Genomic DNA, 17,633 nt, shown 5'->3' on the forward strand with positions numbered 1-17,633 from the left:
GCAAACTTGCAGAAAATTGAACTTGGAGGTTTAAACAATGACAAAACAATATGAAACTTATGATGATGAAACGATACTTTTACATGGTGGTCAATCCCCAGATCCTACAACTGGTTCACGTGCAGTACCAATATATCAAACGAGTTCTTTCGTCTTTCATAATACAGATCATGCTCAAAGTCTATTTAGTCTTGATGAGTCAGGTAATATTTATTCTAGAATCGGTAACCCGACTGTTGATGTGCTTGAGAAACGAATCGCGTTGTTGGAGGATGGTGTCGCAGCTGTAGCAACATCTTCAGGAATGGCCGCAATTGCTCTATCCATTATGAACGTCGCACAAGCAGGAGACGAAATCGTAGCAGCTTCCAACTTATATGGCGGAACTTACAATCTTTTCGCTGTTACGCTTCCGAAATATGGAATCAAGACTCATTTCGTTGATCCAACAGATCCTGAGAATTTTAGAAAAGCTATAACACCGAAAACAAAGGCCGTATTTGCAGAAACGATTGGAAACCCAAGCTTGCATGTTTTAGATATTGAAGCAGTATCAGCGATTGCACATGAAAATGGAGTACCACTCATTATAGATAATACATTTGCTTCTCCATATGTTTGTAAACCAATCCAATATGGTGCTGATATAGTGGTTCACTCCGCAACAAAGTGGATAGGTGGACATGGAACGACAATTGGTGGGTTAGTCGTTGATGGAGGCCGTTTTAATTGGAACAGTGAAAAGTTCCCAGGCTTTACAGAGCCAGATCAGAGTTATAACGGAATTAAGTATGCAAATGAATTTGGAACTTTAGCATTTAGTACCAAACTTAGAGTTCAGCTTTTAAGAGATTTTGGTTCTTCATTAAGCCCACATAGTGCGTTCCTATTGATACAGGGTCTTGAAACATTACACCTAAGAATCGAAAAACATAATGAAAATGCACTGAAAGTCGCAAAATTCTTAAATGACCATCCTGCGGTTGATTGGGTTTCATACCCTGGTCTTGAAGAGCATCCAGCACATGAACTAGCTACTAAATATTTGCGTTCGGGATATGGCTCTATCGTAAACTTTGGCATTAAGGGTGGAAGAGAAACCGGTAAGAAAGTAATTAATAACATTGCACTATGGTCACATGTAGCAAATGTTGGCGACGCCAAGTCACTTATTATTCACCCAGCATCAACAACTCATCAGCAGTTAAGTGCGGAAGAGTTAGTACAAACAGGAGTAAGTGAAGAATTAATCCGTTTATCGGTTGGTATTGAATCATACCGTGATTTAGTTAATGACTTGGACCAGGCTTTTTATGAAGCGACAGGCATTTCATCAAAAGGTGAGCAAAAAGGAGAAACAGCGGTTAACGATGAGGGAGTAATACGCTGGGCACTGCAATCAACATTTATTCGTGAAGAAGTTGAAGGGAAAGAAGTTCAGCGTGCAAAAACAATTGCCGTTGTTGGTCTAAGTGGTAATCCAGCTCGCCCAAGCTACAGACTTGCACGGAAAATGCAGCGTCTAGGTTATAAAATTATCCCGGTTAATCCAAGGGAAACAGAAGTACTCGGTGAACAGGCATATCCAGATTTAACATCTATTCCGGTAAAGGTAGATATCGTTCAAGTATTCCGTAGTCCTGAGGCAGCTATTGGAGTTGCAGCTGAAGCAGCAAAGATTCAACCAAAAGTATTCTGGTTACAAGAAGGTGTTATTTCCCCAAGGGCAGTGGAAGTTGCGAAAGAGGCAGGACTTGAGGTAGTACAAAACAGATGTACCTATAAGGAGGCACAACGTCTCAGAGGTGCTATTGTTACGTATGCTTGTGAAATATAATTGTGAAGATTTCCCCTACCTCTATAGGTAGGGGATGATTGTAAAGAGAAACTATTAAAATATGAACTAAGGGATGGGTGTGTGCTTAGAATAATGCTTCTCTTAGTATGAGGGAGGAATAGATAATGACAACACAACACAGTTTACTAGAATCCAAGGTTCTATGGGAGCCGAGTGAAACTTGGGTCTCACAGTCGAATTTGGTGAAGTTTTCACAAGAGGTCGGTTTTCCACTCCTACCCTATGAACGTTTTCATCGCTGGTCAGTCGCTCAACCTGAATCATTCTGGTCAGCGGTATGGGACTTTGCAAAAGTTATTGGAGATAAAGGAGATAGAGTCGTAGTTCCTCCAAGCGATGGTGGAATGCTAGGTACACAATGGTTTCCTGATTCTAGATTAAATTTTGCAGAAAATATTTTACGTGGTGACGATCAGCAAACCGCAGTTATTGAATCAGATGAAAACGGCGTCTCTCAAACAATCACAATGGGAGAATTGCGTAATAGGGTGGCACGTGCCCAGTCTGGGTTAAAGAGTTTGGGAGTAAGTGCTGGTGATCGTGTTGCTGGAGTTGTAACAAATAGAATTGAAGCATTCGTAGCCTTATTGGCAACCACTTCATTAGGTGCTGTTTGGACATCATGCTCTCCTGACTTTGGTCCAAAGGGGATTATCGATCGGATTGGGCAAGTTCATCCAAAAGTATTAATTGCAACTTTGGATTATCAATATAACGGAAAGTCTTATGATATTCGAGATAACATCTCCGCTGTAAGTGAGGTACTGAACGATGTTTCCGCTATTGTGACTTTATCTGAGAGTGCAGATATATCGATTAATCAAGAAACGAAAGTGATGAGCTGGCAAGAGCTATGTCAAAATGAATCATCCCATCTGGAATTTACACGAGTTCCATTCAATCATCCACTTTACATCCTTTATACTTCGGGGACTACTGGGCTGCCAAAGGCCATTGTTCATTCAGTCGGAGGTACATTAATTCAACACTTAAAGGAACATCAGTTACATTGTGATTTAAAAGCTGGAGATGTCTTGTTTTGGTACACCAATACAGCATGGATGATGTATCCTTGGCTGCTATCTGGATTAGCAAGCGGTGCTGCCATTCTTCTTTATGACGGGTCACCAATACCTAAGGCGAATATAGGGATTCTTTGGGAGATTGCAGAAGAGATTGGGCTTACGCATTTCGGAACGAGTCCTAAGTATTTAGACACCTTGGCGAAGTCAGATTATCAGGTTGGTCAGAGACACAACCTCTCATCTTTACGCAGTGTTCTTTCTTGTGGAGCACCTTTATCGGCGGAACAATATGATTGGATTTATAGCGATATTAAACAGGATATCATGTTGGCTTCGATTTCAGGTGGTACCGAAATCATTGGCTGCTTTGTGATGGGTTCTCCTATACATCCAGTGAGACGCGGGGAAATTACCTGTAAAGCACTGGGGATGGCAGTAGATGTCCTCGATGAAAGAGGTGTATCCGTAATCAATGAAAAAGGGGAGTTAGTGTGTACAAAGGCTTTTCCTAGTATGCCAATCACATTCTGGGGAGAGGACGGAGATGAGCGCTATTTTTCCGCCTATTTTGCTGAACGTCCTGGTATATGGTCACATGGTGACTTCGCTGAGCAAACAATAGAGCAAACGTTAGTTATTTATGGAAGAGCTGATACGACGCTTAATCCTGGGGGTGTCCGGATTGGAACTGCTGAAATTTACCGAGTTGTGGAGCAGCTTCCTCAGGTACAGGACTCAATCGTGTTTGGCTACCCTGTTGATAATGATGAGGAGATTGCACTGTGTGTCGTCACCGAGGATGGATCACTGGATAAAACATTAGCGATTCAGATTCGTAAGGAAATTAGGGAAAAAGCTTCACCGCGGCATGTGCCAAGGCGTATATACGGTGTCAAAGAGATTCCTTATACAATTAACGGCAAGAAGGTAGAGGGGGCAGTACGTTCAACTGTTCTTGGACAGCCAATAAAGAATAGGGGTTCACTTGCCAACCCAGCGTGCCTAGAGGAATATAGCAGCTTGTCCGAAAGGAGTTTAGTATAATGGGTAAACTCCAAGTTCCGAAAGGTGCAATTATAGGGATTGGAGAACTTACTCCAGTCCGTTATAGCGAGGGTGTGACAACTCTTGGATTAATTGCCGAGTCAGTAAGGCTGGCCATTCAAGATGCCGGAATTGAAAAAGACGAGGTAGATGGTTTATTAGTTGGCCCCCAAGTAGGCGAAACTCCGCAGCATGTGCCAGCTACTGTTGCGGAATACCTTGGTCTTGAGCCGACAATGTCAAATGTAGTTGATCTTGGAGGTGCTACCGGTGCGGGAATGATATGGAGAGCGGTGGCTGCAATAGAAGCGGGAATGTGTGAAACAGTTGTATGTGTGCTTGCCAATATCAATGAAAAAGGAAAAGCTTTACGTTCACCAAATCGTAATCCAATTCGTGAATTTGATGTTCCATTTGGTGCTTCTGGCGCAAACACTTCTTATGCGCTGTTAAAGCAACGGCACATGGCCGAGTATGGATCAACACAAGAAGATTTTGCACTCATTGCTCATTGGGCACGAAAAAATGCGCAGCTCAACCCTAAAGCCATTACATACGGAAAACCAGCCTCAGTAGAGGACGTGTTGAATTCACCGCTAATTGTGGATCCCTTGCATTTATTTGAAATCGTTATGCCTGTAGCAGGTGGCGCAGCTGTCGTTGTTACCTCTGCCAAAAATGCCTCTAAGGGAGGACATCCTCCAGTTTATTTACTAGGGGCGGGTGAAAAAATCACTCATAGAGCCGTCAGCCAAGCCCCTTCCTTGGAAAATGCTCCACTAAGCTATGCGATCCCAAGGGCATTGGAACAAGCAGGTTTATCCGTTCAAAACATGGATTTACTTTCTATCTATGATTGCTATACGAGTGTAGTTGCACAAACATTAGAAAATGCTGGTCTATGTGCACCTGGAAGATTTGGTTCATGGATGAAAGAGCATTCATTCGGTCATGATGGGGATTGGCCACTTAACACGCACGGGGGACAATTAGGATTTGGTCAGGCAGATCTTGCTGGTGGAATGTCCCATATTATTGAAGCTGTTCATCAATTGCGACATGAAGCAGATTTGCGACAAATTCCAAATGCCCGTCATGCTCTGATAACAGGGAATGGAGCTACATTGAGTGAAGCTGCTGCTCTGGTCTTGGGGGTGGAATTATGATAGAGAAATTTGAAAATTTAACGGTCCCAGGACCAACAATAACACCTATCACTAAGCCGTTCTGGGATGCAGTAGCTCGTAAGGAATTTATTTTGCAGAAATGCTGTGATTGTGGTGAATGGGTATTTTATCCTCGTTCCCATTGTCCGCATTGTTGGAGTGACCAGTTAGAATGGAAACCAGCTTCAGGAGAAGGAACATTAAAGACATGGAGCATTGTACACAGACCTGGCCATCCTGGATGGGCAGAAGTTACACCTTATGTATTAGGGATTGTTGAACTAGAAGAAGGCCCATCGATGCTGACACATCTTTTAGTTGATTCTGATCAAAAATTAAAAATTGGGCAGCCGCTGAAAGTCAAATATATAAAATGCAATGATGTGTGGTTGCCATTTTTCGAAAGTAAGGAATGAAAAATAGCATTAAGTCATATTACACCAGCGTAAAAAGGGAGGAAAGTCGATGTCTACAGCTCCAGTAATTCAGGAGGATATAAATACCGAGAAAAAAGGTTTTTCTAAAGAACATCGCAAGGTCGGTTTGGCTAGCTTTATTGGTACAACAATTGAATGGTATGATTTCTATTTATACGGTACAGCTGCTGCTTTAGTATTTCCAGCATTGTTTTTTCCAACTTTCGACCCTCTATACGGGACATTAGCGGCCTTTGGGTCATATGCCGCAGGATTTATCGCACGGCCCTTAGGAAGTATGGTATTTGGACATTTCGGCGATAAAGTTGGTCGGAAAAAAATGCTTACACTTTCACTATTATTAATGGGAATAGCAACATTCTTAATGGGGCTGATACCATCCTATCAAACAATCGGATTGATGGCACCACTATTAATAAGTCTTCTACGAATTGTCCAGGGATTTGCCGTTGGAGGAGAGTGGGGCTCAGCTGTAGTAATGGCTGTCGAGCATGCTCCAAAAGGAAAACGGGGATTATACGGTAGTTTTCCACAGATGGGAGTTCCTGCTGGTCTTCTCTTATCCACCTTCGTGTTCTCGATGGTAAATAACAATATGTCAAATGAAGCTTTCCTTGCCTGGGGCTGGCGTATTCCTTTTTTACTAAGTGCAATACTTGTCATCATTGGACTTTGGATTCGCTTAAGAGTCAGCGAGTCGCCTGTATTTGAGGATTTGGCAGAAAAGAAACAGTTAGAAGAAAAACCTGTGCTCACCGTACTACGTAGCCAGAAAAAACCATTATTCTTAACGATTGGTATGAAATTAGTTCAAAACGGAACATTTTATATCTATTCTGTATTTGTTCTAACCTATTTAGTAGGAACGGTTAATGTTGACCGATCTATTGGTCTAAATGCAGTTATGATTTCTTCGGCAGTTGGTTTTGTGACCATGCCACTATGGTCCTATTTATCAGATAAGATTGGCCGTAAACCTGTCTATTTGGGTGGAACAATAGCGACGACGCTTTTCATTTTTCCATTTTTCGCGCTGATGGACACAGGGTCAGTACTTTGGATCACAATAGGAATCGTGCTTGGATTGAATGTCATACATGACTCTGTCTACGGCCCTCAGGCAGTATACTACTCTGAGCTTTTTGGGTCAAAGGTTCGTTTAAGTGGAGCATCCATTGGTTACCAAATTGGAGCTATCCTAGCAGGTGGATTTTCCCCTCTAATTGCGACTTGGTTACTAGCAAAATATAATGGGCAAAGCTTACCAATTATTCTATATTTAGTCTCATTAGGTGTGATAAGCATTGTTGCAACGTTATTTGCACGGGAAACGTACCGTGATTCACTAACCCAGTAATTTAGTAGTTTCAAAAAAGGATGGGTGATTTCGTTGAAAAAAACTGTATTAATTGATGGAGTTCGTACTCCTATTGGACGGTTTAAGGGAAGTTTAAGCATGAATACAGCAACTGAACTAGGTGTTGCGGTAGTTTCGGAGCTCGTTCGCCGAGTTCCTGAAACGGCTAATGCAGATGGCGTTATACTAGGTCAAGTCATACAGGCTGGGCAAGGTCAAAACCCTGCGCGTCAAGTTGCTTATCAAGCTGGGGTTGGGATACATACTCCCGCCTTGACATTAAACAGCGTTTGTATTGCTAGTTTAGCAGCAGTATCTGACGCTGCTCGCCGTGTAGAAAGAGGAGAAGGGGACCTATTTGTTGTTGGGGGATTCGAATCCATGACGAATGCACCACACGTATCTAACCTTAGACGAGAAGTTAAAATGGGTGCTATTGAATTCTATGATACCTTGAATGACGGTTTATGGTGTGCGCTTTCAGATCAATCAATGGGCGGGTTATCTGAACGTACAAATCGTGAATTACAAATTAGCAGAGAAGAACAAGACGAATTTGCTCTACACTCACAACTACGGGCAGCTCGTGCACAAAATAATGGAGTTTATAAGGATGAAATAGTTGGAGTTAATGTTTCGGGCCAACTTTATACCGAGGATGAATGTATTCGTCCTCAAACCTCTATTGACAAGCTACAAAAGCTTTCCCCGGCATTTGAGGAAGGGGGAACCATTACTCCTGGAAACGCCAGTCCGATGTCAGATGGTGCGAGTGCTGGCCTAATTTCTAGTTTAGACACATGTGAAAAAATAGGTAAGTCACCGCTAGCAACCATTGTTGACTGGTTATTTGTGGCAGGGCCAGATCCATCATTGCACCTCCAGCCGGCAAATGCGATACGGGCTTTATTGGAACGTACAAATTTACGACTTTCAGATATTGATTTGTTTGAAATTAATGAAGCTTTTGCAAGTGTTGTGATAGCTAGTCAGCAAGAGCTCGGGCTTCCTTCAGATGTCGTTAACGTGAACGGAGGAGCAATAGCACTTGGTCATCCTCTAGGTGCTAGTGGATTCAGGCTTGTATTAACACTCGCTCGAGAACTTAAACGACGTGGCGGCGGCCGAGGCATTGCTTCAATGTGTGGCGGTGGAGGTCAAGGAGCAGCCGTCTTAATAGAAGTAGAATAGTATTTCATAATATATCAAGAATACTCAATATGAAAAAATATGAGTCTAGTGAAATGTTTAAAGGCTTCTGTCCTTTTTGGTGGGCAGATGCCTCTTTTTTTGATGAATTTTGCGTGCAAATGTTATAATTAAATAATTATTTTGAAATATCAATCAACATCGAGGTGCAACATGGGAAAGCGTATAGGAATTTATTTTGGAGGACTCGCTCTAACTGCGTTAGGTATTGCTTTTATTATTCAATCATTGATCGGAGCGGGGCCATGGGATACCGTAGCTGTAGGGCTTACAGAGCATTTAGGTTTGACGATTGGAACGTGGTCAATTTTCACACAGTTCACTTTTATATTCATTACCTGGATTCTTGAAAAAAAGAGATTGCGAATCGAATCGGTTATCCCAATCTTAATCCGAAGTGTTTTTGTTGATTTTTGGTTTTATATTGTATTAGGGAATGTTGACTTTACATCATCTCGGGAATTACAAATTGTCAGTTTCATTGTAGGTCTTGTTATCGCTGGAATTGGGATTGGCATTTATATGGAGGCGAATTTACCTAAGACACCAATAGATGGAATGATGGTTGCGTTTTGCAATCGGTTCGGTTTAAGCTTTAATATTGTAAGAATGGGGATTGAAGGTACAGGAGCCGTTCTCGGATTTCTTTTAGGAGGACCGGTTGGACTTGGGACTCTAGTGATTGCGTTGTTTTTAGGTAAAATCATTCAAGTTGTCAATAATAGAACGAAGAAAGTCTTGCAAATCGCGAGCACAACTCATTCTTATTAAAACATATTAATTCAAGTAACAATCTGATAAAATGAACATGAATCTAAAATAGAGGTAAATGCTATGAATCCGTTAACAAATTATATTGAATTTAATAGAGAAAAATGGGCGGAACTGCGCAATAAAACTCCTTTGTTACTGTCTGAAGAAGAACTAGAGAGCATTCGTGGTATAAACGAGGAAATCTCTCTTCAGGAAGTAAAAGAAATTTATTTGCCATTGACCCGTTTGATCAATCTAAAGGTAAAAGCATCGCAACAGCTACAGGGAGCAACGAATTCATTTTTAGACTATAAAGCTAAGAAAATTCCATATATTATTGGAATTGCAGGTAGTGTGGCTGTAGGGAAAAGCACCGCAGCGAGGGTGATCCAAACTCTATTATCACGTTGGGATGAGCATAAAGAGGTAGGGTTAGTTACAACAGATGGATTCTTGTATCCTAACGCAACCCTAGAGAGTAAGGGCTTGATGAGTCGAAAAGGATTTCCCGAAAGCTACGATACTCAAAGATTAATTGAGTTTATGATGAAGGTAAAGTCTGGTAAGTCGAAAGTGGAGGCTCCACTTTACTCTCATTTAACGTATGATGTGCTATCCGATAAGGTAGAGGTTATTAAGCAGCCAGATATTTTAATCGTTGAAGGGATAAATGTCCTTCAAGTCAGCAAGTCCCATTCGGTTTTTGTCAGTGACTTTTTTGATTTCTCAATTTATATTGATGCGGACGTAAGAAATATTAAAAAATGGTACATTGAGAGATTTTTGACACTGCAAAAGACGGCGTTCCAGAACCCAATGTCTTATTTTCATCGCTACACATCGTTGTCAAAAGACGAGGCGATTAAAAAGGCAACTGACATCTGGGAGGAAATCAACGCCAAAAACTTACGAGAAAACATTCTCCCTACACGTCGTCGCGCAGATATCGTCTTCAAAAAAGGCCCTGACCACATCATGGAAAAAGTCTTCCTTAAAAAGTTTTAGATAAGACGCCGGGCTCTATCCCGGCACTTCACTATACTACGCTGCTGCAGTGCAAAGACACTCGCGGCGTTTTTTTCGATTTATGGCCGTTAATTTGAAAATACGGCTGTTACTGAAAATTTATGGCCAATAACTAAAAAATACGGCTGATAAAATATCTTTATGGTTGTTGGGACACGGGGACAGGTCCCTCGTCCCAGCACTTCACTATACTATGCCGCAACAGTGCAAAGACACTCGCGGCGTTTTTTTCGATTTATGGCCGTTAATTTGAAAATATGGCTGTTACTGAAAATTTATGGCCGATAACTAAAAAATATGGCTGATAACATATTTTTATGGCTGTTGGGACACGGGGACAGGTCCCTCGTCCCAGCCACCTCACTATACTATGCCGCAACAGTGCAAAGACACTCGCGGCGTTTTTTTCGATTTATGGCCGTTAATTTGAAAATACGGCTGTTACTGAAAATTTATGGCCAATAACTAAAAAATACGGCTGATAACATATCTTTATGGCTGTTGGGACACGGGGACAGGTCCCTCGTCCCAGCCACTTCACTATACTACGCTGCCGCAGTGCAAATACACTCGCGGCGTTTTTTTGAATTATGGCCGTTAATTTGAAAATACGGCTGATAACATATTTTTATGGCTGATATCCGAATGTGAAGGCGAAAACTCTTTCGAAAGCCATGTTCTGCTCATGCCATTTACAGTTGTCGCACATTAATGCGTAGCTTTTTCATGCAATCGAATTTGTGCCTTTTTGGATTTTGGAATTCCTCGCCATGTCATGTAGGTGCCGATTCTCATGATTTTTTCAAAAGGTCCCATTTTCCAGATTTTAAGATAAAAGTGGCTTAAAATAACTTGGAATAAGTAAATCACGATTGCTAACAAAATCCCATTAAGAACACCCATCTTTCCGAATAATCCTAGACCATATCCATAAAAAATAAGAGTACATATAAAACTTTGCGCTAAATAATTTGTCATGGATAGACGTCCTACATTTTCAAAAAGAGTTAAAATGACGGATTCTCCTTTTGTATAAAAATATGCAAATAGGAAGATGTAACCGACCGAGAGAAGGGGCGCACCTATTGTATAAATTGATTCTGTCCATATATGTTCTGGAAACAGATATGGTAAAGATTTTAACCCTAAGCCCATAGGTAGAAATAGCCAAGCTAACCAACTATATTTCCGTTTTTCTTTTTCAGGAAATGTGAACCATCCGCTTTTAGCGGCGTACATTCCGAATAAGAATATCGGGCAGATCACAAGTGGCATAAGCACTAACATGACTAGGTATACAAAATCAGGATAACCATACGGATCTTCTCTGTTATTGCGAAAATCATAAGTTTCCCAATAATCTCCACTTGAATATGCCTCGTACTCCTTTTGGATATAGGAATCTAAATTCTTTGGTTTCTCCATTTCTTCATTTGCTCCAATTACCCCTAACAATGTACTTAATGAAAATAACGTCATAGTCCAAATTAGTATTGTCTTTTTCTTTCGTTTAACAAAGCCAATCATAAGTAAGCCAATCAGTCCGTAGGAAAATAAAATATCTCCTTCCCAAACAAAAAAGGAGTGGAGTAATCCGAAAGTAAGTAATAATATGAAACGACGTACTAGGTGTCGTTTGATCTTTTTACCATTGCCTTCAAGTTTTTCCGATAATTTAACCATAGAATAGCCAAATAAAAACAAAAAGATAGGCATGAAGCTACCTTCTATAAAGATTTTGATCCAAATATAGGATGCTTGATCAGACGCTAAAGTCTGATAGTTTTCCATTTGATCTTTCCCAAACATACCATATTGAAAAATTAATACATTCGCTATTAATATCCCAATTAAACTGAATCCCCTTAGTCCATCCATCAACCTAACTCGTTTTTTCATTTTCTGCTCCCTTTCATATTGAACTACCCTATATGTTAAAGGGATGAGCTTTCCAAAAATTAACCACTACCTTACGGATGCATAAAACTTTATTTGATTTGTTCAACTGTTCGTAAAGTTGCTTTGTTATGATAAGGATGAGGTGGAAACTTATGTATAATGAGACAAATATTTTAATAGTTGATGATGAACAAGCTATTGTGAAAATGTTAGAAATGATGTTGAAAAAGGAAGGATTTCAAAATATATATACGGCATACAAAGGGGAAGATGCGCTTACTATTCTAAAAAAACAAAAGGTTGATATTGTTATCCTTGATGTGATGCTACCAGATGGCAGCGGATTCAACTTTTGTCCGAAAATCCGTGAATTATCGTCAGCCTATATTTTATTTTTAACCGCTAGAGTATCAGATTTAGACGTACTAACGGGATTTGCTACTGGCGGTGATGATTATGTGACAAAGCCGTTTAATCCATTAGAGGTGGCTGCAAGAATTAAAGCGTATTTAAGAAGAAGTTCTAAATTAGCTGAGCCTACAATTCTATTGAAATCTAAGCAGTTTGATTTTAATCGATTCTTGTTAGATGAAGGCGCAGGAGAATTGTTGGTAAACGGTCAGCCAGTACCTTGTCCAACTCAAGTTTATTTGTTGTTGCTTTATTTGTGCAAGCATCCGAATATTGTTCATTCTAAATCTGCACTCCTTGAAGCAGTCTGGGGATTTGACAATTATGTTGATGAGAATACAGTTTCGGTACATATTAGAAGAATTAGAGAAAGAATCGAGGAGGACCCAAGTAACCCTAAATATTTACTAACAGTAAGAGGGCTTGGATATAAACTTGTTAAGGGAAATCAATCATGAAAAAGCTAAGATGGCGTTTATTTTTGCATTTCTCATTACAGTTTTTGTTAGTAGCTGCCTTAATGGTTATTGTCATTTTTCTAACCCTAATTATAGCTATAGGTATTTATGCAGAAGATGTATCTCAATCTAATTATTATCAGGCAAAGTTAGAGGCCATTTCAGTCAATACGGGGTTTTCATTTTCAGAATTCAGTATGAACAAGGATTGGGATAAAGATTTAGAAAAGGAACAAATTTGGGTACAAATAATTGATCATGAGGGAACTGTGATTGAATCAGGAAATGTACCAGGTGAAATACCGAACAAATATACATATCAAGAGTTGGAAATGATGAAGGAAACAAAGCAATTACAAGATTTTTCACTTGCCTTTTACTTAGAGACATTTTACGAGGTACCTTACCTATTTGTTTTAGGCTACCAGGATCAAGCACACCTTTTACTAAAACAAATTGTTGGGGCGTATGGGGAAAGTGGGACAATAGATGAAGCGGACCAACTTAAAGTCGAGAATCTATTAAAAAAACAAAAAGGCACTCTGAAAATATATCGTAAGGATGGGTCATTGCAACAAATGATTGGGTTACAAAACCGTGAAGACGAGAAGCCTTTGGATGTTTTTGTGAGAGATGTTGCACCTGATATTTATTCATCAAAAAGAACGACTTATGAAGACACTAAGAATGGAATGGTTTGGGAATTATATACACCAAATGAAAATAGCAATGTAGTGAAACTAGAAACGTATCTTGATGTAGCACGAGGATTTCTTATTACTGGGGGGATTGTCCTCCTTATCACTATCGCAATTTCAATATGGAATGGATTTCGCTATGGAAATCCACTGTTTATTTTTGCGAATTGGCTTGGCAGGATGGGAAATGAAAACTACAGTGAAGTACTAACAGAGCGTGAAAAGAAGAAGGTATATCGTAAGAATGGAAAGATTCGGTTGCGATATAAGTTATATCTAGAGGTGTTTGAGGCATTTCATGATATGGCAGGTAAACTCGAAGCTTCGAGGAAAGAGCGGGAGCAATTAGAGAAAAATCGATCAGAATGGATGACAGGAATATCTCATGATTTACGCACACCTTTATCGACGATGCAGGGATATGGAAATCTCTTAGAAAGTGGCCAATATGATTGGACCAAGGATGAGTTAGAAGAAATAGGGAAAACGATACGTGAAAAAAGTGATTATATGCTACATTTAATAGAAGATTTTTCATTAAGTTTTCAACTGAAAAATGGTACGAATCAAGTGCAGTTTGAGACCGTAGAAGTAAGTGAATTTGTAGAAGGGGTCTTAGGGAAGTTTGAAAGGGACCGGATAATAAAAGACTACCCGATTGCCTTTGATCCTTTACGCAATAACCGTTATCTACAAGTAAACAAACGGTTGTTTGAAAGAATGCTAGATAACCTTATTTATAATGCAATGAAACATAACCCGCCTGGTACAAGCGTTGAAGTTCTCTTAGAGGAAACCAATGAAAAAGGTAGGACGAAAATAGTTGTCAAGGATAACGGTGTTGGGATGGATGAGGTGACTAAGAAACATTTATTCGATAGGTATTATCGTGGAACAAACACAGATGAACGTGTAGAAGGAACAGGGCTTGGAATGAGTATAGCGCTGCAAATTGCAAAATCGCATAGCGGAGATATTAACGTCGAATCGTGGGAAAACATCGGAACAGAGATCACTGTTATAATGCCGGGACACAGGGACAGGTCCCGCGTCCCACAACAGGATTAAACTGGGACGAGTAACCTGTCCCTCCGACCCACTTTGCTGGACATGCATAGTGTTCTTTCTTATTCTTATATTGGAAGAATAAGAATAGAATGGGGGATGATGATGGAACTTAATAAGCCTTATTTATCTAAGAAAAATGGAGATTTATGGCTCACCGAAGATGAGTACGACAACTTGAAAATCAGCTATCGGATTAAAGATATTATTTTTGATCAACAATCATCTTTCCAGGAAGTCATGATTCTGGATTCATATGATTTTGGAAGAATGCTAGTGTTAGATGGTATTGTTCAAACGACCTCAGTTGATGGACATATCTATAATGAAATGATTTCACATGTGCCCATGTCGATTCACCCTAATCCGAAAAAGGTATTAATCATTGGTGGTGGTGATTGTGGAGTTGCAAAGGAAGTAGCCAAATACGAAGAAATCGAACATATTGATATGGTTGAAATTGATGAGCTTGTAGTAAAAGCTAGTATCGAACATTTACCTGAGGTATCAGGTCGCCTAGCAGATCCACGTGTTCATCTTATTTTTGATGATGGTGTAAAATTCGCGGCAACTAAGAAAAATAAGTATGATCTGATAATCGTGGATTCATCAGATCCAATTGGACCAGCAGCGGTATTATTCGAAGAGAGCTTCTATCAAAGCTTATATGAGGCCTTAAAAGATGACGGAATCATGGTTTGTCAAAGCCAATCACCAATATTCCATTCTGCCATAATGAAACAGTCCTATACTCGAATCTCAGAACTTTTCAATGAGACTAAGTTGTATACGGCAGTTGTACCGACCTACCCTGGTGGAATGTGGAGCTTCACGATTGGGTCCAAGAAGCATATTACTGTAAACCCAAGCAGAGTCAGCCACAAAGAAACAAAATATGTGAACGAGCAAATGGTGGTAAGCTGTTTTGCATTGCCACAGTTTCTAGGGGAATATTATAAAAAAGAGGCAAGGACTTGAACCCTTGCCTCTTTGAATTCTTGTTGCACAATGAAACCGATCTGGTGGGACACAGGGACAGGTCCTGTGTCCCAAAAACGAATGTAACGTTTCTGCTGTTAAAAGAGTCTAATAATATATAGAAGAAAAACTTGCAGGGAGGTAGCCTATGTTGAAAAAAGGAATATTAACAGGTTTGATTGGTATACTTTCCGTTGTTGTAGTGGTTGCAGCTGTTTATATGTATGTTGAAAAAGGTAACAAACAGCAAAGTGAACAGAGTGCTCCAAGTGAGGAGTCGACTCAGCAATCAGAAAAAAATGAATCTGAGACATTGCCAGAAGGAACAGCAGAAGAAAAACCAGATTCCTTAGAGCAAGTTAAGGGAATTTTTTCAATTTCTAAAACAGGGAAGGTTCCGCACACTCCTTTTATAGCAGGACAGACAAACATTCAAGAAATACACAATCAATGGGGAGAGCCGCCAACTATTGACAAAAGCTCGATTGGGGACTTCGTAGTGTATCCTGATCATGACGTAACAATTGGGATTAAGAATAAGACTGCTTTTGACATCCGTTCCTACGACTCGGATTTAATGGATATTCATTTAGAAGATATTCAAAAAGCGATAGGCGAGCCAGATGAGGTTAAATATTATAAAGATGAAAACGTAAACCAAGTTATTTTCATCTATCAAGTCAATCCTACTTTTCAGTTGAAGTGGATTTTACCGAAACCGACTGAACAAAAGCCTAACCCAACTGTTCATCATATTTCTGTGGTGACAAACCTTCAACAATCGGTTGATAAAGGTGAAAGTGAAAACCAAAGTTTAGATGAAAAAATTGGTCAAATGATTTTTGCTGGGATTTCCGGTACAACGATGAGCCAAAATATGAACCAGTTAATTACGAAATACCAAGTAGGAGGCATCATTTTTAATGGGGATAATTTAGTATCTCCGAAACAAACTGTCAACTATTTGAACCAAATAAAACAGGCTAATGAAGGTAAAATTCCATTATTTTTTGGTGTGGATCAGGAAGGCGGTCGAATCTCAAAGTTGCCAGGAGGTTTAATCACCTTCCCGACAAATCTAGAAATTGGAAAGATTAATGATCCAACCCTCTCGTATGAAATCGGCACAGTCCTTGGAAAAGAGCTTAAAGCATTTGGGTTTAATGTGGACTTTGCACCTGTGCTTGATGTTAATAGCAATCCTGATAACCCTGTTATTGGTGACCGTTCGTTTAGCAGTAATCCAGAGATTGTGAGTAGTCTTGGGATCCAAACAATGAAAGGGCTGCAGTCGCAGTCTATTATTTCCTCAGTCAAGCATTTTCCAGGGCATGGGGATACACATGTTGATTCGCATCTTGAATTACCTAGGGTTGGAAAAACGCGGGCGGAGCTAGAGAGTCTGGAATTTATTCCATTTCGGAAGGCTATTAAAGAAGGAGCAGATATGGTAATGGTCGGCCACATTTTAGTCCCAGCGCTTGACAACACCTATCCGTCCTCCATGTCTAAAACCATAATCACCGATATTCTGCGGAAAGAACTAGGTTTTAATGGAGTTGTCATTACCGATGATTTTTACATGAAAGCAATCACCAATGATTACGATATTGGTGAGGCAGCGGTTCAATCAATTAAGGCCGGAAGTGACATTATCATGGTGGCACATGACTACAACAGTGTGGTTCGGGTCCATAATGCGATTAAAAGTGCGATCAAAAATGGTGAAATATCCGAAGAGAGAATCGATGAAAGTGTGACTAGGATCCTCCAATTGAAAGAAAAGTATCAGTTAAGCGATAAAAAGTCTGTACAAGTAAATATAAATAAACTTAATCAATCCATACAAAAAGTACTCGACAAAAATTCATAGTGAGACGGGTTACTTAGTGGGGGTCTAAATTGTGATTTTGCAAGAGAGTTAGTTCAAGTGACTAACTTTCTTTTTTTTGTCTAAAAAAATGTAAAGGAAACTTGACGTAAAGGAAGCTTTACATTATGATGAATAATATAAGAGGTGGTGAATGGGTTGCAAAATAAAGTATCAGATTTTAGGAAAAAACACGGTTTTTCGCAGGATCGACTTGCTGAAAAATTGGGTGTTTCCAGGCAAACGATTATTTCAATTGAAAAGGGCAAATACAACCCTTCTCTTCCCTTAGCATTAATTATGGCTGAAGTTTTTGAAACGAAGGTTGAAGACATTTTCATTTTAGAGAAAGAAGATTATAAATAAGGATTTATTCTTG

The 17,633-nt window shown here is 39.8% G+C and carries 14 protein-coding genes; 13 read left to right on the top strand and 1 reads right to left on the bottom strand.

The window, feature by feature from the left end; translation table 11 throughout:
- Positions 1-37 precede the first annotated feature (37 nt).
- From AC6CHV_RS18620 to coaA, 8 genes are all read left to right on the top strand, one after another.
- Positions 38-1,837, top strand: coding sequence for an aminotransferase class V-fold PLP-dependent enzyme (locus AC6CHV_RS18620; protein WP_498079454.1), 1,800 nt, complete (start codon positions 38-40; stop codon positions 1,835-1,837).
- Positions 1,838-1,962: 125 nt separating this feature from the next.
- Positions 1,963-3,927, top strand: a complete 1,965-nt coding sequence (locus AC6CHV_RS18625; protein ID WP_498079455.1) for an acetoacetate--CoA ligase — start codon at positions 1,963-1,965, stop codon at positions 3,925-3,927.
- Complete coding sequence (locus AC6CHV_RS18630) at positions 3,927-5,093, top strand: thiolase family protein (protein WP_341332799.1); 1,167 nt, start codon at positions 3,927-3,929, stop codon at positions 5,091-5,093. The genes AC6CHV_RS18625 and AC6CHV_RS18630 overlap by 1 nt, the downstream gene beginning before the upstream one ends.
- A complete protein-coding gene (locus AC6CHV_RS18635; protein WP_341332798.1) occupies positions 5,090-5,509 on the top strand; it encodes a Zn-ribbon domain-containing OB-fold protein in 420 nt (139 codons plus the stop codon). Before AC6CHV_RS18630 ends, AC6CHV_RS18635 begins: the two co-directional genes overlap by 4 nt.
- 49 nt (positions 5,510-5,558) lie before the next feature.
- Positions 5,559-6,887 (top strand): metabolite/H+ symporter, encoded by a 1,329-nt coding sequence (locus AC6CHV_RS18640; protein ID WP_498079456.1) that lies wholly within the window; start codon positions 5,559-5,561, stop codon positions 6,885-6,887.
- A 24-nt stretch (positions 6,888-6,911) separates the two neighbouring features.
- Positions 6,912-8,078, top strand: a complete 1,167-nt coding sequence (locus AC6CHV_RS18645; RefSeq protein WP_498079457.1) for an acetyl-CoA C-acyltransferase — start codon at positions 6,912-6,914, stop codon at positions 8,076-8,078.
- Between the two features lie 171 nt (positions 8,079-8,249).
- Positions 8,250-8,867, top strand: a complete 618-nt coding sequence (locus AC6CHV_RS18650; protein ID WP_341332795.1) for a YczE/YyaS/YitT family protein — start codon at positions 8,250-8,252, stop codon at positions 8,865-8,867.
- Between the two features lie 63 nt (positions 8,868-8,930).
- A complete protein-coding gene (gene coaA / locus AC6CHV_RS18655) occupies positions 8,931-9,854 on the top strand; it encodes a type I pantothenate kinase (RefSeq protein ID WP_498079458.1) in 924 nt (307 codons plus the stop codon).
- 729 nt (positions 9,855-10,583) lie between these two features.
- Here the strand turns inward: coaA and AC6CHV_RS18660 are convergent.
- Entirely contained in the window at positions 10,584-11,774 is a 1,191-nt protein-coding gene (locus tag AC6CHV_RS18660) for a DUF418 domain-containing protein (protein ID WP_498079459.1), read from the bottom strand.
- Between the two features lie 152 nt (positions 11,775-11,926).
- On the opposite strand from AC6CHV_RS18660, the gene AC6CHV_RS18665 reads away from it, so the two are divergent.
- The 5 genes from AC6CHV_RS18665 to AC6CHV_RS18685 all read left to right on the top strand — a co-directional run bounded on the left by AC6CHV_RS18665 (position 11,927) and on the right by AC6CHV_RS18685 (position 17,620).
- Positions 11,927-12,643: a response regulator gene (locus AC6CHV_RS18665; protein ID WP_498079460.1), complete on the top strand. Its 717-nt coding sequence runs from the start codon at positions 11,927-11,929 to the stop codon at positions 12,641-12,643.
- Positions 12,640-14,409, top strand: a complete 1,770-nt coding sequence (locus AC6CHV_RS18670) for an ATP-binding protein (RefSeq protein ID WP_498079461.1) — start codon at positions 12,640-12,642, stop codon at positions 14,407-14,409. Before AC6CHV_RS18665 ends, AC6CHV_RS18670 begins: the two co-directional genes overlap by 4 nt.
- Before the next feature lie 99 nt (positions 14,410-14,508).
- Positions 14,509-15,384, top strand: coding sequence for a polyamine aminopropyltransferase (gene speE, locus AC6CHV_RS18675; RefSeq protein ID WP_498079489.1), 876 nt, complete (start codon positions 14,509-14,511; stop codon positions 15,382-15,384).
- 148 nt (positions 15,385-15,532) lie between these two features.
- On the top strand, positions 15,533-17,257 hold the full coding sequence (nagZ, locus tag AC6CHV_RS18680) for a beta-N-acetylhexosaminidase (protein ID WP_498079462.1): 1,725 nt from the start codon (positions 15,533-15,535) through the stop codon (positions 17,255-17,257).
- Between the two features lie 156 nt (positions 17,258-17,413).
- A complete protein-coding gene (locus AC6CHV_RS18685; protein ID WP_341332788.1) occupies positions 17,414-17,620 on the top strand; it encodes a helix-turn-helix transcriptional regulator in 207 nt (68 codons plus the stop codon).
- The last annotated feature ends 13 nt before the right edge of the window (positions 17,621-17,633 follow it).

This window comes from Ferdinandcohnia sp. GQ5, from assembly GCF_059759275.1.

Coding starts and splice junctions, on each gene's coding strand:
- AC6CHV_RS18665 (WP_498079460.1), top strand. CDS start 11,927: ATGTATAATGAGACAAATATTTTAATAGTTGATGATGAACAAGCTATT.
- AC6CHV_RS18660 (WP_498079459.1), bottom strand. CDS start 11,774: ATGAAAAAACGAGTTAGGTTGATGGATGGACTAAGGGGATTCAGTTTA.
- AC6CHV_RS18670 (WP_498079461.1), top strand. CDS start 12,640: ATGAAAAAGCTAAGATGGCGTTTATTTTTGCATTTCTCATTACAGTTT.
- AC6CHV_RS18625 (WP_498079455.1), top strand. CDS start 1,963: ATGACAACACAACACAGTTTACTAGAATCCAAGGTTCTATGGGAGCCG.
- AC6CHV_RS18635 (WP_341332798.1), top strand. CDS start 5,090: ATGATAGAGAAATTTGAAAATTTAACGGTCCCAGGACCAACAATAACA.
- nagZ (WP_498079462.1), top strand. CDS start 15,533: ATGTTGAAAAAAGGAATATTAACAGGTTTGATTGGTATACTTTCCGTT.
- AC6CHV_RS18620 (WP_498079454.1), top strand. CDS start 38: ATGACAAAACAATATGAAACTTATGATGATGAAACGATACTTTTACAT.
- AC6CHV_RS18640 (WP_498079456.1), top strand. CDS start 5,559: ATGTCTACAGCTCCAGTAATTCAGGAGGATATAAATACCGAGAAAAAA.
- AC6CHV_RS18630 (WP_341332799.1), top strand. CDS start 3,927: ATGGGTAAACTCCAAGTTCCGAAAGGTGCAATTATAGGGATTGGAGAA.
- speE (WP_498079489.1), top strand. CDS start 14,509: ATGATGGAACTTAATAAGCCTTATTTATCTAAGAAAAATGGAGATTTA.
- coaA (WP_498079458.1), top strand. CDS start 8,931: ATGAATCCGTTAACAAATTATATTGAATTTAATAGAGAAAAATGGGCG.
- AC6CHV_RS18650 (WP_341332795.1), top strand. CDS start 8,250: ATGGGAAAGCGTATAGGAATTTATTTTGGAGGACTCGCTCTAACTGCG.